Annotated in this window: 10 protein-coding genes; 4 read left to right on the top strand and 6 right to left on the bottom strand. The window is 38.8% G+C overall.

Features of this window, described 5'->3' with window-relative positions:
- Positions 1-14: 14 nt before the first annotated feature.
- From GR929_RS01205 to xerD, 3 genes are all read right to left on the bottom strand, one after another.
- Positions 15-1,445, bottom strand: a complete 1,431-nt coding sequence (locus GR929_RS01205) for an ArnT family glycosyltransferase (RefSeq protein WP_235934036.1) — start codon at positions 1,443-1,445, stop codon at positions 15-17.
- Positions 1,446-1,527: 82 nt separating this feature from the next.
- The gene (gene pckA, locus GR929_RS01200) at positions 1,528-3,129 is read right to left on the bottom strand and encodes a phosphoenolpyruvate carboxykinase (ATP) (protein WP_159517085.1); all 1,602 of its coding nucleotides are present in this window, start codon (positions 3,127-3,129) and stop codon (positions 1,528-1,530) included.
- Positions 3,130-3,363: 234 nt separating this feature from the next.
- Complete coding sequence (gene xerD / locus GR929_RS01195) at positions 3,364-4,263, bottom strand: site-specific tyrosine recombinase XerD (protein WP_159517084.1); 900 nt, start codon at positions 4,261-4,263, stop codon at positions 3,364-3,366.
- Between the two features lie 167 nt (positions 4,264-4,430).
- Between xerD and aroQ the strand changes: the two genes are divergently transcribed.
- Entirely contained in the window at positions 4,431-4,850 is a 420-nt protein-coding gene (gene aroQ, locus GR929_RS01190) for a type II 3-dehydroquinate dehydratase (RefSeq protein WP_159517083.1), read from the top strand.
- Positions 4,851-4,945: 95 nt separating this feature from the next.
- Positions 4,946-6,367: a pyruvate kinase gene (gene pyk / locus GR929_RS01185; RefSeq protein ID WP_159517082.1), complete on the top strand. Its 1,422-nt coding sequence runs from the start codon at positions 4,946-4,948 to the stop codon at positions 6,365-6,367.
- Between the two features lie 60 nt (positions 6,368-6,427).
- Here pyk and GR929_RS01180 read toward each other — a convergent pair whose 3' ends face one another.
- Both GR929_RS01180 and GR929_RS01175 read right to left on the bottom strand, forming a co-directional pair.
- Complete coding sequence (locus GR929_RS01180; protein ID WP_159517081.1) at positions 6,428-7,078, bottom strand: LolA family protein; 651 nt, start codon at positions 7,076-7,078, stop codon at positions 6,428-6,430.
- Between the two features lie 16 nt (positions 7,079-7,094).
- Positions 7,095-9,509, bottom strand: a complete 2,415-nt coding sequence (locus GR929_RS01175; protein WP_159517080.1) for a DNA translocase FtsK — start codon at positions 9,507-9,509, stop codon at positions 7,095-7,097.
- Between the two features lie 347 nt (positions 9,510-9,856).
- Here GR929_RS01175 and GR929_RS01170 point away from each other — a divergent pair, with 347 nt between their 5' ends.
- Together GR929_RS01170 and argF are read left to right on the top strand one after the other, a co-directional pair.
- Entirely contained in the window at positions 9,857-10,846 is a 990-nt protein-coding gene (locus GR929_RS01170; protein ID WP_159517079.1) for a carbamate kinase, read from the top strand.
- The gene (gene argF / locus GR929_RS01165) at positions 10,830-11,828 is read left to right on the top strand and encodes an ornithine carbamoyltransferase (RefSeq protein ID WP_159517078.1); all 999 of its coding nucleotides are present in this window, start codon (positions 10,830-10,832) and stop codon (positions 11,826-11,828) included. The genes GR929_RS01170 and argF overlap by 17 nt, the downstream gene beginning before the upstream one ends.
- Before the next feature lie 62 nt (positions 11,829-11,890).
- On the opposite strand, the gene GR929_RS01160 is transcribed toward argF, so the two are convergent.
- On the bottom strand, positions 11,891-13,948 hold the full coding sequence (locus tag GR929_RS01160) for a TonB-dependent receptor plug domain-containing protein (RefSeq protein ID WP_159517077.1): 2,058 nt from the start codon (positions 13,946-13,948) through the stop codon (positions 11,891-11,893).
- Positions 13,949-14,204: the final 256 nt, after the last annotated feature.

Here is a 14,204-nt window from a genome sequence, read left to right as displayed (position 1 = left end):
TCAGTAGAGAAATGCTACAGCACCCGTCTGTAGGCTCTTACCTTTTCATTAAAAAAGCTCCTTTCTAAAATATAATCCGAATGAATCATCTTTTCAAGTAACTCGAATTTATTTTCAATGAGAATATACTTGGGCTTTTTCTTGAGCACTTCAATTAGTTCCAATTCCGGATTAACATTGAAAGCCATTGAGAGATGAGGTGAATTCAGTATGGATGAATGCACATACTTTGTGGGACACTCTTTTTCTAGTAATAAATACACAATTTGCTCATAATTAGCCACAAAAACATTGTCTTCATGAGTAATTCGCTTTTGTAAGTAGTCTGCAATTACCTCTGGTTCATCCGGACGAACTATTTTCCCCCGTATTCCAACAACCTGAATGACCAGTAACAATAAAATGCCAAAAGACATGCCAGTCTTACCCCGAAAGAAAAAACGAGCATATTTACCTAACCGAAATTCCGAATGAAAAGCCACACCTACAATAAGACTTATTGGAATCATCAATTGAATTGCATAGTGACTAAATCCTTTTCCCGGAAGATAGATTGCCAATAATATAGCGGCAATCCAATAATTGACTAAATACTTGTATCTTGGCTTAAGTAGCTTTTGTTTCGAAAACAACACATAAAATATCAAGAACGTAACCGGGAAAAATCGTCCCGAAAAGTCGAGTAACAGTTTTACAAATCGCCAGGTTGTGCCTTGCTGCATGTACCTTCCCGGCAAATCGTAAGTAATAAATCTAAAATGTTCAAAATAATTTCCGACAAAGAAATATAGATTTACCATCAAAAAAGGTAATGCAAACCCAACACCTGAGAACAGAAAGGGTAAAAAATCCTTACACGAAAACCGACTTCGGCGCTGCATAATTTCATATACCAATAGAAAAGACATTAGAGCGACGAAATCGAAAAGAACCAGATACTTAATAATAAAACCAATTCCCATAAGTACACCTGCCACCCCATATCGAATTGAGCTCTTTTTCAATAAAAAAAGCAAAGAGAAGGCTGTAAAAAAGTTGAAGAATAACTCCGTATTAGGAGATAATCCAAAATAGTTCCAAGTAGACGTACAACAAATATAAATAAATCCAGTGGCCAGTGCCGCTGGTTGATTATTCAATATTTTCTTTGAAACGAGAAAAAGCAAGTGAGCAGTCACTCCGACAATAAGAGCAACAAACAACCGGCTCATTACAATTGAATGTCCAAACAGAAGGCCCATGAAGGCATAGATTGCAAATATCCCTACTGGCTTACTATCAATAACATCATAGTAAAGCAATTTTCCATTCAGCAAATCTCTTCCTATTATTAAATAGGTAGATTCATCATGATCAAGCACACTGGTAAAAAAACTGAAAAGACGGAGTACGACTGCCGTAATTAAAAACAAAACGAGAACCTGCCTATCTTTGAAAACCTTCATCTGCAAAATCACCTACACTTTAAGCACAAAAAAAGCCCTACCGAATTGGTAGGGCTCAAATATAGTAATAAAATGTAATCTCTTACAATTGAGGACCGGCAGCAACCAATGCCTTACCTTCTTCGTTGTCAGTATACTTCTCAAAGTTTTTAACAAAACGCCCACCTAAATCCTGAGCTTTTGCTTCCCATTCTTTAACATCAGCGTAAGTATCGCGTGGGTCAAGAATGTTAGGATCAACTCCTGGCAAAGCAGTAGGAACTTCCAAGTTGAAAACAGGAACTGTTTTCGTTTCTGCCTTCTCGATAGAACCATCCAAAATTGCATTGATAATACCGCGAGTATCTTTAATTGAGATCCGTTTTCCGGTACCATTCCATCCTGTATTTACCAAGTAAGCCTCAGCTCCATGCGCTTCCATTTTTTTCACTAACTCAGCACCATACTGTGTAGGGTGAAGTGTTAAGAATGCAGCACCAAAACAAGCAGAAAAAGTTGGCTGAGGAGCCGTAACACCGCGCTCAGTACCAGCAAGCTTAGCGGTAAATCCTGATAGGAAATGGTATTTTGTTTGTTCTGGAGTCAATTTTGATACAGGAGGCAACACACCAAAAGCATCAGCAGAAAGGAAAATTACTTTTTTAGCATGTCCTGCTTTTGAAGGAACAGCAATATTTTCGATGTGGTTAATCGGATATGAAACCCGTGTATTTTGTGTTACTGAGCCATCAGTGAAATCAATTTTACCATTTTCATCAACAGTAACATTTTCCAACAATGCATCGCGCTTTATAGCACCAAAAATTTCGGGCTCGGCTTCTTTATCCAGGTTGATGGTTTTTGCATAACATCCACCTTCAAAGTTGAATACACCATCATCATCCCAACCGTGCTCGTCATCACCAATTAACTGGCGGCTTGAGTCAGTTGACAAAGTTGTTTTTCCAGTTCCTGAAAGACCAAAGAAAATAGCTACATCGCCTTCCTTACCAACATTGGCAGAGCAGTGCATTGAAGCCATTCCACGCAATGGTAAGTAGTAGTTCATCATAGCGAACATACCTTTTTTCATTTCTCCACCATACCAAGTACCACCAATGACCTGCATTTTTTCAGTCAGGTTAAATACAGTGTATACCTCTGAGTTTAATCCGTGTTCTTTATATTTTTCGTTTGTGGTTTTTGAACCGTTCATCACAACAAAATCAGGCTCACCGTAGTTTGCCAATTCTTCTTCAGTTGGACGAAGGAACATATTTTTCACAAAGTGTGCCTGCCATGCAACTTCCATGATGAAACGTACTTTCAGACGAGAATCTTCATTCGCTCCACAAAAAGTATCCATCACGTAAAGCTTTTTACCTGATAGCTGTTCTACTGTATTTGCTTTAAGATCATTCCAAACTTCCTTCGAAATTGGTTTGTTATCATTTGGAGATTCTGGCGAATTCCACCACATGGTGTCTTTAGTTGTTTCATCTTCAACGATGTATTTATCTTTTGGCGAACGACCTGTAAAAACGCCAGTCATTACGTTGACTGCATCCAGCTCTGTCAACTGACCTTTTTCAAAGCCTTCCAACTCAGGCTTCGTTTCGTCCTCAAATAATACTTCGTAAGATGGGTTATGTACGATTTCTTTTACATCAACAATGCCGTACTTCGATAAATCTAAATTTTTCATAATCAACAATTAAAAATTAATATTTCCAACAAAACCAATTTTCTCTCGGCAGACGAAAATAATATTTTTTTCCTTCTTTTTAAGAGGCCAAAATCAATTTAGTACTAATTTGAAACTAAGCTAAATAAAAAAAAGACAGCACGTTAACTAACGTACTGTCTCGCAACTTTATATCCAACTTATTTGACTAATTTACAATGTTAAGAAATCATTAAAACAGAACCAGGTAATTTCTTATGATCGCGGGTGAAATTGACTAATTGTCGACTTCAAATAATCACGATCAAGGTGAGTATATATTTCAGTTGTCAAAATAGACTCATGTCCTAACATTTCCTGAACAGCTCTTAAATCCGCTCCTCCAGAAATTAGGTGAGTCGCAAATGAATGACGGAAGGTATGTGGACTAATCTTTTTATCCATCCCCACTTTTTCAGCCAAATTTTTAATGATTGTAAAAATCATAACCCGGCTTAGTTTCTTTCCTCTTCTATTCAGAAAAAGAACATTTTCACTTTCGGGGTTAATTTTTAATGTCTTCCGGTATCCACTGAGGTATTTATTAATTTCAACAACCGCTTTCTCGCTTACCGGAACAAGTCTTTCTTTTTCGGCTTTGCCTTCAACTTTAACAAAGCCTTGTTCAAAAAATAAGTTTGTCACCTTTAAATTCACTAACTCAGAAACTCGCAATCCGCAACTGTAAAGCGTCTCCAACATAGCCTTATTGCGCTGTCCCTCAGGCTTTTCAACATCAACAGCATCAATAATCGTATCAATCTCCTCCATTGTTAATACATCTGGAAGCTTACGCCCGATTTTTGGCGACTCCAACAATGTTGTTGGATCTCCCTGAATTTTTCCTTCAATCAACAAGTACTTAAAAAAGGACTTAATTCCAGAAATAGTACGTGCTTGAGTACGAGGAGAAACACCCCTGTCGTTCAGGTGTTCAACAAAACTCCGCAGATGATTTAACTTAACCTTTTCAGGTGCTAAGCGCTTGAAATTTTCTTCTAAAAAAACCATCAGCTTGTTAATATCATTCACATAAGCAGCAATGGAATTTTGAGATAAAGACTTCTCCAGTCTCAAGAAATTTTCAAATCCTTTTTTACTATCTTCCCATTTCATAATTAAAAGCATTTAAATTTGTTCTCAAATCAATTTTCGTAATTTTGGTTCTGTAACACTTCTCAACTAAATTGATAACAATAGCTTCTTCCCCAAGAATACATAATTATCAATACGTCGTTAGACCGGCTAAAGTTACTAAAATTTTAATATAAAGCACAATAAAAATGAAAATATTGTTAATCAACGGTCCTAACCTAAACCTACTAGGAAAGAGAGAAAAAAACATTTATGGTAATTCCTCCTTTGAAGATTATTTTAAACAACTTCAGACACAGTTTACTCAGCATGAACTAACCTATTACCAATCGAATGTTGAAGGCGAATTAATTAATAAAATACACGAAGTTGGCTTTGATTATGATGGGATTGTCTTTAATGCTGGAGCTTATACACATACTTCGGTAGCTATTAGAGATGCCATCGCCGGCATACAAACGCCAGTTGTTGAGGTTCATATATCGAACATCTTAACCCGAGAGAAATTCAGACACGAATCAATCATAGGGCCGGCCTGCAAGGGTAGTATTATGGGTTTTGGCCTCGACTCATACCGTTTAGGAATTGAAAGTTTTCTGCAACGTTAACTTTAAAATCATTTAACGATCTCAAAAGGTCCTTTTGTTTACACTATAAGAAAAAAGTCTAATTTTGCCGGCCGATAATGTAATAAATGAATGTAATGAAACATACCAAAATTGTTGCTTCGATTTCAGACCTAAAGTGCGAACCGGAATTTGTCAAAGCCTTATATCAAGCGGGGATGAATGTTGCCCGGTTAAATACGGCGCATATCACCGAGGAAACAGCCTTGACAATGGTAAACAATATACGATCAGTATCAGATTCAATAGCACTACTGATTGACACGAAAGGGCCTGAAATCAGAACTGTAAATATGGAAAGCCCAATTGAGATTGAAAAAGGAGATCTTATCGAAGTTTCGGGACTTGACCGTAAAAGTGAAAAAGGCCGTCCTACCATGATGGTATCGTATAATAATTTTCATGTAGAAATACCAGCCGACGGAACATTATTAATTGACGATGGAGAATTAGAACTATCGGTTCAGGAGAAATTTGAAGACTATGTTTTGTGTCTTGTTGAAAATCCCGGAAAAATTAAGAACAAGAAAAGCATAAATACGCCCGGGTTTAGTGTAAAACTTCCATCTATTTCGGAAAAAGATAAAACATTTATCAAATTTGCTGCGAAAAATAAACTTGACTTTATCGCACATTCTTTCGTTCGTAATAAAGAAGATGTTATTCAAGTGCAAGAACAGTTAGACAAACTCAATAGTCCGATCAAGATTATTGCTAAAATAGAAAACTGGGATGGTGTAAATAATATCGATGAGATTCTGGATCACGCATATGGAATCATGGTGGCCCGTGGAGACCTTGGAATTGAGATTCCGGCCGAAAAAATACCCGGCATCCAGAGAATGCTGATCAAAAAAGCTGTTCAGAGAAAGAAGCCGGTAATCATTGCTACTCAAATGCTGCATAGTATGATCGACAACCCACGTCCGACCAGAGCTGAAGTAAGCGATGTTGCAAATGCGATTTACTCAAGAACTGATGCTATCATGCTTAGTGGAGAAACCGCTTACGGACAATATCCGATTGAGTCGGTTGAATACATGAGCCGCATTGCACAGCAAGTTGAAAGCAGCAAAGATAAACGTAACGACATTACAATTCCTGCTGTAAATAACGAAGTTGTTGCCTATTTGGCTGAAGCTGCCATTTTAGCATCAGATGAATTAAAAACGAGAGCAATTGTAACCAACACCCTTACCGGAAAAACGGCTCGTTACCTGGCTGCTTTCCGCGGAAAGAACCCAGTTTATGCCAGCTGCTACGAAATGCCCGTTGTTCGTCAATTAGCACTTTCGTATGGTGTCCGTCCTTTTTTAGTTGAGCCTAAAAAGAACAAATTTAAAATGGTTCGTTCTTCATTAAAAGAACTTGTAAATAAAGGTAAAGTCGTTAACGATGATAACGTGGTATACGTTGGTGGAAGTTTCGGTATTGGCGGTGGATCAACCTTCATGGAAATTTCAACCGTTGAACGTTTAACTTACAAGGAAAAAGAATAGTTACAAATAATTATAGAACAAAAAAAAAGGAGCTTTAAAGCTCCTTTTTTTGTATGTTATCTATCGTAAATCAATTTTCTCAACATCAGGATGCTTCAACGAATCAAACTCAAAATCGGCTGTAGTTGCCCGAACATCTGTTTCTAAGTTCTTCACCTCCACGATGTAGTTGTTTCCCTCACGACCAACCATTTCAGCTTTCTTGATCAACATTCGCTTTTTATCAATCTGAATTCTGATTTTTGTATACTCTATTTCCTCATTATCAGGAAATAGGTCGATCACATAAACCTCCTGTCCTTCAACTATTTTTTCTTCCACAAATTTATAAGCAAACCCTTCTTCGTAAATGGTAAATAATTTCGAAGGATCCATCATTTCATTCATCTCATCATCAGCCTCAGCAATGGTTACCTCTCCGGCATCTTTCATATAAGTCCAAACGGTCTCCCCATTGTTGAAAATCTCCATGCCCAGTTCATCTAAACTTAAGTGAAATTGATCTCCCATTAATAAAATCTGGCCATTGTTTTCTTCATGGATTCCTTCTGTTTGATTCTCCATAATGTAATTAAAGGTGGCTTGAATGCTTGAATATCCTTGCGTGGTTTCGGTTACCTTCTCTAAAATGCTTTTGGCTTTTTGATCTTGCTGGGCAAAGCCAATGCTCCAGTACAACGCAACGGTCAATAAAACTACTAGTTTCTTCATTTCTATATTTGAATTTTTACATGCTATTCAATAACTGTTCCAAACTATATTCATCCTGAATAAGCACCTGACGAGCCTTACTTCCTTCACTCGGGCCAACTACGCCTGCAGCTTCCAGTTGATCCATAATCCGACCGGCCCGATTATAACCAATCGAGAATTTACGCTGAATCATTGAAGTTGAACCCATTTGATTGACCACAACGATGCGTGCGGCATCATCGAATATCTCATCGCGGTTCGCTAAGTCTGTCCCCTGAACTCCTCCAGCATCTTCCCCTTCATATTCAGGCAATAAGAAAGCAGTTGGATATCCTTGTTGTTCCGAGATATGCGAACAAATGCGGTCGACCTCCGGAGTATCAAGGAATGCACATTGCAAACGCGTAATACTACTGCCCATCGCAATCAACATATCACCTTTACCAATTAGCTGGTTGGCTCCTGAAGTATCTAAAATAGTACGTGAATCAATCATTGACGCAACTTTAAAAGCAATACGTGTCGGAAAATTCGCCTTGATTACCCCGGTAATGATACTTACTGATGGTCGCTGAGTTGCAATAATCATGTGGATTCCCACCGCACGAGCCAACTGTGCAATGCGGGCGATCGGCAATTCCACTTCTTTTCCAGCTGTCATAATTAAATCGGCAAATTCGTCAATAACAACTACAATATATGGCAGGTATCGGTGACCTTTGTCAGGATTTAAACGCCGGCCAATAAACTTTTTGTTGTATTCTTTTATATTTCGGGTATGTGCTTTCTTCAACAAATCATATCGGGTGTCCATCTCAATATTGACTGAATTCAACGTATGTTTCACTTTCTGAATATCAGTAATAATGGCTTCCTCTTCGTCTGGAAGTTTGGCCAGAAAATGCTTTTCAATAGTCGAATATAAGCTCAGCTCCACTTTTTTGGGATCAATTAAAACCAACTTCAATTGTGCCGGATGCTTTTTATAAAGTAACGAAGCAATAATGGCATTCAATCCGACTGACTTTCCTTGTCCGGTAGCACCGGCAACCAAAATGTGAGGCATTTTTGCTAAATCAATCAAAAAAGTTTCATTCGAAATTGTTTTACCAAGCACAACGGGCAATTCGGCTGTACTTTCCTGAAACTTTTTGGAAGCAATGATCGATCGCATTGAGACAATTTCAGGATTTTGATTAGGCACTTCAATACCAATTGTTCCGCGTCCGGGAATTGGTGCAATAATCCGAATTCCAAGAGCGGCCAAGCTCAAGGCAATATCATCCTCCAAATTCTTGATTTTGGCTATTCGAATTCCAGGAGCCGGCACAATTTCGTACAAGGTAATTGTTGGTCCAATGGTTGCTCGAATTTTAGTAATCTCTATTTTGTAATGGCGAAGTGTTTCAACAATTTTATTCTTATTCGAAATTAGCTCTTCGTTACTTACTTCGGCATTACCTGAAGAGTGATCATCAAGTAAATCAATTGATGGAAATTGGTAGTTTGACAAATCCAGCGTTGGATCGTAATCAACCATCGCTTCATGCTCATAATTCTCATCTGTCTCCTCTTCCACCTTTTCAACACTCATCTCCAGATCATCTTCATTTTCCTCGTTCCCGCTTTTTCCTGAAAGCTGTTCGCGCACGTTCGTTTGAATCTTGTTCTTATCAATCGATTCATCTAGGTCGAGATCATTCTCATCGGGGTCAAAAATGGTTTCAATGGTATCATTATCGTCTATAACTTTTGAAATACTATCCTCCATCTCAACATCCTGACTGTGCTCAACAGAACTTGGCTGCTCTTCAGTCTCACCCATCTCCTTTTTACCAAATAGCTTTTGCAACCAGGGAATAAAGTTTTTAAAACTAAAAAGCACGATTAAGAACAAACTAAGAACCAGAATAAAGAAAGTGCCGACATATCCGACAAGTGAGCTTAACCAAACAGCCAGAAAATAACCATTTTCACCTCCCAAGTACAGGAAGCTTTTGGTATTTACATCCGTTAGTAAAAGCCCAAAAAACAGGGAGAGCCAAAGCATACTCACAAAAGCAAGTATTATTGAATTCCAATACCTGACCAGCGGACGCTTAAAAAAATGGAACGCTGTAATAACCAACATAAATATCAACAGAAAACTTGAAATTCCAAACCCGCGATTAATGATCGCTTCGCTCAAAAATGCGCCCGTTTTGCCAGCCTTGTTTCTAACTTTTATTTCGGTATTTGCCAACAACTCACGCCACGATAGATCTAGTTTACTATGATCTGCATGACCTGTAAACAAGAAAGATATAAATGCGATTAACAAATAAAGAGCAAACACAAATAGAAATAGCCCAACGGTATACCTAAACTTATCTCCCTTAAACAGAGTGAATAGTCCTTTCAAACTATTGTTTTTCTTCTTCACAGGTTTTCTTTTGGTCTTTTTAGCCATGAGGTATTTTTGAAATTTCGATTGCAAAGTTAACGAAATTTGGACAGCATATCGTGCCTTCTGGGCTGCTTAAATATTGAAAAAAAATCATACCGGATAATCATTTCAAAAAAAGCCACCTTTTTTCATCCCCAGTATTATTGGTTGAATTTATTTTTAAAAGGTTTTCGAAACAGAATTCTGACTTTCTAAATTTGAAAGAGAAGAACCACACTTACAATCAGAATAAAACGATCAAAAAATCGCTGCTCAACAACAGGCGAAAAAAACAACAACTAGCAGTTTCGTCACCTTTTTATCACACCTATTTTTCTATGTTTGTGTAAAGCCAGTTAATTTTGAAAACGATGAACAAACAAAAGTTGGCAGTAATTGCACTGGGTGGAAATGCCTTGCTACGTGATAATGAAGCTGGAACAATAGAAGAACAAGAGCAAAACACCACTGCAACGCTCGAAAATTTGGTGCATCTAATTCGCGAGGGATACAACTTAGTTATTACGCACGGAAACGGTCCGCAGGTTGGCAATATCCTGATGCGAAATGATGCGGGAGAAGCCATGTACAATATTGCGCCAATGCCACTCGATGTTTGCGTTGCCGATTCGCAGGGTGGAATTGGCTATATGATTGAACGCATGATGCGCAACGTTTTAAACCAACACAGAATTGACAAAAATATCATATCTGTGATCAGCATGGTTACTGTTGATCCAAATGATCCTGCTTTTCAGAATCCGACAAAACGGATTGGTAAAGTATACAGCAAGAGGGAAGCCAATCAGCTCGCGAAATTAAAAGGCTGGCAATTCAAACCAAGTTCGAAACACGAGGGGAGTCTCCAGCGGGTTGTTCCCTCTCCCACGCCAATTGATATACTCAATAAAGACATTATCAAGCGAATGGTGCACGAAGGAAATATTGTTATTACTGCTGGAGGTGGAGGCATCCCCGTTTATTTAGACGATGATAATAATGTTCGAACAACTGAAGCAGTGATTGATAAAGACATGAGCTCTGCTCTGCTGGCATCGACCATTCATGCTGACGAATTTTATATTTTAACTGACGTACCATACATCTTTAAAGATTTTGGGTTGCCGACCCAAAGGAAACTAGAATTCCTTAACTACAAGGACACCTTAGTACATCTGAATAATGGTACTTTTGGTGAAGGAAGTATGGCTCCAAAAATAAGAGCTTGCCTAAGTTTTATTGAAAACGGAGGACAAAAAAGCGTCATTACCGAAGCAACCAAACTATCAGATAAATCCTATGGATCGAAAATAACGTTGAATTACGACAACAAAAAACAAAATCATGATACTGAATCTTAAAAACCGAAATTTTCTGAAGCTATTAGATTTTACAGCCGAAGAAATCAACCAACTACTTGAACTAGCAGAGAAACTAAAACTCGCAAAATATAATCGTACTGAGGAACAAATGTTACAGGGAAAAAATATCGCCCTGATTTTTGAAAAAACATCAACTCGTACACGTTGCGCTTTCGAAGTGGCCGCATTCGACCAAGGGGCGCACGTTACTTTTCTTGGGCCGGGAGGTTCTCAAATCGGACATAAAGAATCGATGAAAGATACCGCCCGGGTTTTAGGGCGGATGTACGATGGCATTCAATACCGTGGGTTTGGGCAACGAATTGTAGAAGAACTTGGAAAATACGCCGGTGTTCCGGTTTGGAATGGACTTACCAACGAATTTCATCCGACACAGATTTTAGCTGATTTTCTGACCATGAAAGAGCATGCTGATAAACCACTCGGCAGTATTTCATTTTGCTATTTGGGCGATGCCCATAACAATATGGGAAATTCGCTCATGGTTGGAGCAGCCATAATGGGTATGGATTTTCGGGCTGCGGCACCCAAAAGCTGTCAACCTGACGAAGAGCTAATTGAGCTAAGCAAAAGCATTGCTGAAAAAAGTGGTGCCAAAATTACTGTTACCGATAACGTGCAGGAGGCAGTGAAAGGGTGCGATTTTCTGTATTCCGATGTTTGGGTATCGATGGGTGAACCACAAGAAGTTTGGGAGGAAAGAATAAAACGTCTTCTCCCCTATCAAATAAACAATGAACTAATGAAACTGACAGGTAATGCGGATGTAAAATTCATGCACTGTCTTCCGGCATTTCACAACCAGGAAACCAAAATTGGTCGGGAAATTTTTGAAAAATTTGGCCTTCAGTCAATGGAAGTGACTGATGAAGTTTTTGAAAGTCCGGCGTCCATTGTTTTTGATCAGGCAGAAAACCGTATGCACACCATTAAAGCAGTTATGGTTGCTACTCTGGCCTGAACGGAATAGCAAAGGGCACCCAAAACGAGTGCCCTTTCTTTCTGATTACCGTTATATTATTACTACTGGTTTAATCCAATTTGATATTTTACGCCAAAACTAATCCAACGCCCCGGCTGAAGAATATTACCTAAATCAACATATTCCTTATCGAATAGATTTGTTGCCGATGCTGATAGCATTAATCTGGGCGTTTTCCAATACACTTTCAGATCAGTCAACCCAAATGCCTCGTAGTTTGCTTCACCAACAGGCTCCTTATTTTCAAACTTGGTATACGTTCCATTTCTTTCCTGAAACCGATAATTCCACGAAGCAAAAAGGTTCTTCCATATCTTATGGTCAATTGAGATAACCAGTTTGTGTTTTAAATTGTCCAAAGCATAATTCGATAAAAACTCGCTTTGACTTCTATTGAGGGAGTTGTACGAATAGTTAACGTTGATCTTTTTAAGAAAGAACGAAGCATCAATAAGTTCAGGCACAAACAAAGCGCCAGTAAATTCAAAACCATCACTTTTAATTTCTGTAAGATTTCGGGTTTCCCAAAGGAACTCCTCACTTTCGCGAACCCAATCAATTAAATCCTTTCCAACTCGATGATAGTAGCCTGTCTGCAAATGCAAATAACGATTATTCAGTTTTACCCCACCTTCGATGGTTGTTGATCGCTCCGGCTTCAAATTCGGATTTCCCTGGTTTGTAGGACCACTGTAGTATAAATCAGTAAATGTGGGCATTCGCAACGATTTGTTGAATGAACCATACAACTTCAATTTTTCAGTGAGCATGTAACTCAAGTCAACGCCGGGATAAATATTCCAATCAAAATTAAGATCCGAAATCCAGTTAGCCATTGCTCCACCGGAAGCCGTGAATTTTCCCAGATAGAACGTGTGCTCAGCAAAAAAAGAAGTTGTCGTTCTTGAATGTGATTTCGTAAACTGTTGTCCGTCTTCGCCCGGCACATCAATCGGTTCATCCAAATCTTCACCCAGCACATTGCTCCAAATATTTTCTGAACGAAATTCAGCTCCAAACGCAGTTTTTCCTAAATCGCTGGCAAACCAACTATTAATCGAGGTTCCTAAAATATCGGTCATGTGGTAATTATGACCAGAATACCACGATGCAGGACTATCGCGAAACAGTTCAAACCGATCCTGATGACGACGCCAGTACAACGCTGGGGTAAAATGAACCTTTTCACCTGTTTCAAATTTTAACGACGCAAAAGAGGTTTTCGTTTCCTCAAATTGATTGGGATACTTGGGCGTGTAAAAACTATTGGCTCCAAATTGTTTGTTGGAAAAGCCAGCCTGTAGTTCCAACTTTCCGGCATCGCTTTTCAAAGCTCCATGATAGAAGATATTGGAACTTTTAAAATCGGTGTTATCAATGTATCCATCGGATGCTTTGTTATTGAAAGCAACAAAACTTTGCAGTTTCCCAATTTGTTTATTGGCCGATACATTAATATCTCTCAACTGGTGTTCCCCATAAGTCACATCCAGAATGGCCTGATCATTATCATCAGGCTCCGTAACAATATTGATAGCACCTGAAAATGCGTTCGGGCCATAAATACGGGCTCCGGGACCTTCCAATATCTCAATACGTTTGATGCTTTTAAAACTAACCGGCAAGTTGAGGCTGTGGTGCCCGGTTTGGGGGTCGGAAAGATTGATTCCATTTAAAAGGATGAGTGTTTGATCGAAAGAACCTCCCCGGACTGAAACGTCAGCTTGAACGCCGTGCGTTCCTCGTTGCCGGATGTCAACACTCAGCGCATACTCCAGGAGGTCTTGAATACTATTGACCGGAGCCGCTTCAATTTGATCTTTCTCAATCACGGAAATAATCCGTGCCACCTGCGAATATGTCACAGGTGCTCGTTGGGCGCTGACCTCAATCTCATCAAGATCATACTCCATCTTTACTTCCAAACTATCGGGTTGTGCAATCGCATCATTAATTCCGGTCACCATAAAATAAGCAACGGCCAATACGCCAATACGCACTTGCCTGTTTAATGCCTGAAACAATGAATACTTTTGACCACCCCATCGTTTGAAAACAAGTTTGGTTGCCCAACTGTGTTTAAAACTTAACTTTTTCATTTGAATTTGTTCACGAATAAGTAATCAGAAGCCGCAAATGTAGAAATATCTGACTACATCCGAAAGTCGTTAATCCAAGCCACTTTGAAAAGCAACAAGCATTTTATGCACTATGGTACAAAAAGAAATGAAACGATCATTTTGTAGAACACTCACCCCGACTGTAGATATATTGAAACAAAATAATTAGTGCCATGTATACACAAACAACCTCCTTCAACAAAATACAACAAACTAACAAACAGCAAAATATGTG

The organism is Sunxiuqinia indica, assembly GCF_009847015.1.
Classification (GTDB): domain Bacteria; phylum Bacteroidota; class Bacteroidia; order Bacteroidales; family Prolixibacteraceae; genus Sunxiuqinia; species Sunxiuqinia indica.
The sequence above is the reverse complement of the archived record's forward strand: the minus strand, read 5'-3'. Positions and strand labels throughout refer to the sequence as shown.

Excerpts from the sequence above, each read along its gene's own strand:
- GR929_RS01205 (WP_235934036.1), bottom strand. The coding sequence starts at position 1,445 with ATGAAGGTTTTCAAAGATAGGCAGGTTCTCGTTTTGTTTTTAATTACG.
- pckA (WP_159517085.1), bottom strand. The coding sequence starts at position 3,129 with ATGAAAAATTTAGATTTATCGAAGTACGGCATTGTTGATGTAAAAGAA.
- xerD (WP_159517084.1), bottom strand. The coding sequence starts at position 4,263 with ATGAAATGGGAAGATAGTAAAAAAGGATTTGAAAATTTCTTGAGACTG.
- aroQ (WP_159517083.1), top strand. The coding sequence starts at position 4,431 with ATGAAAATATTGTTAATCAACGGTCCTAACCTAAACCTACTAGGAAAG.
- pyk (WP_159517082.1), top strand. The coding sequence starts at position 4,946 with ATGAAACATACCAAAATTGTTGCTTCGATTTCAGACCTAAAGTGCGAA.
- GR929_RS01180 (WP_159517081.1), bottom strand. The coding sequence starts at position 7,078 with ATGAAGAAACTAGTAGTTTTATTGACCGTTGCGTTGTACTGGAGCATT.
- GR929_RS01175 (WP_159517080.1), bottom strand. The coding sequence starts at position 9,509 with ATGGCTAAAAAGACCAAAAGAAAACCTGTGAAGAAGAAAAACAATAGT.
- GR929_RS01170 (WP_159517079.1), top strand. The coding sequence starts at position 9,857 with ATGAACAAACAAAAGTTGGCAGTAATTGCACTGGGTGGAAATGCCTTG.
- argF (WP_159517078.1), top strand. The coding sequence starts at position 10,830 with ATGATACTGAATCTTAAAAACCGAAATTTTCTGAAGCTATTAGATTTT.
- GR929_RS01160 (WP_159517077.1), bottom strand. The coding sequence starts at position 13,948 with ATGAAAAAGTTAAGTTTTAAACACAGTTGGGCAACCAAACTTGTTTTC.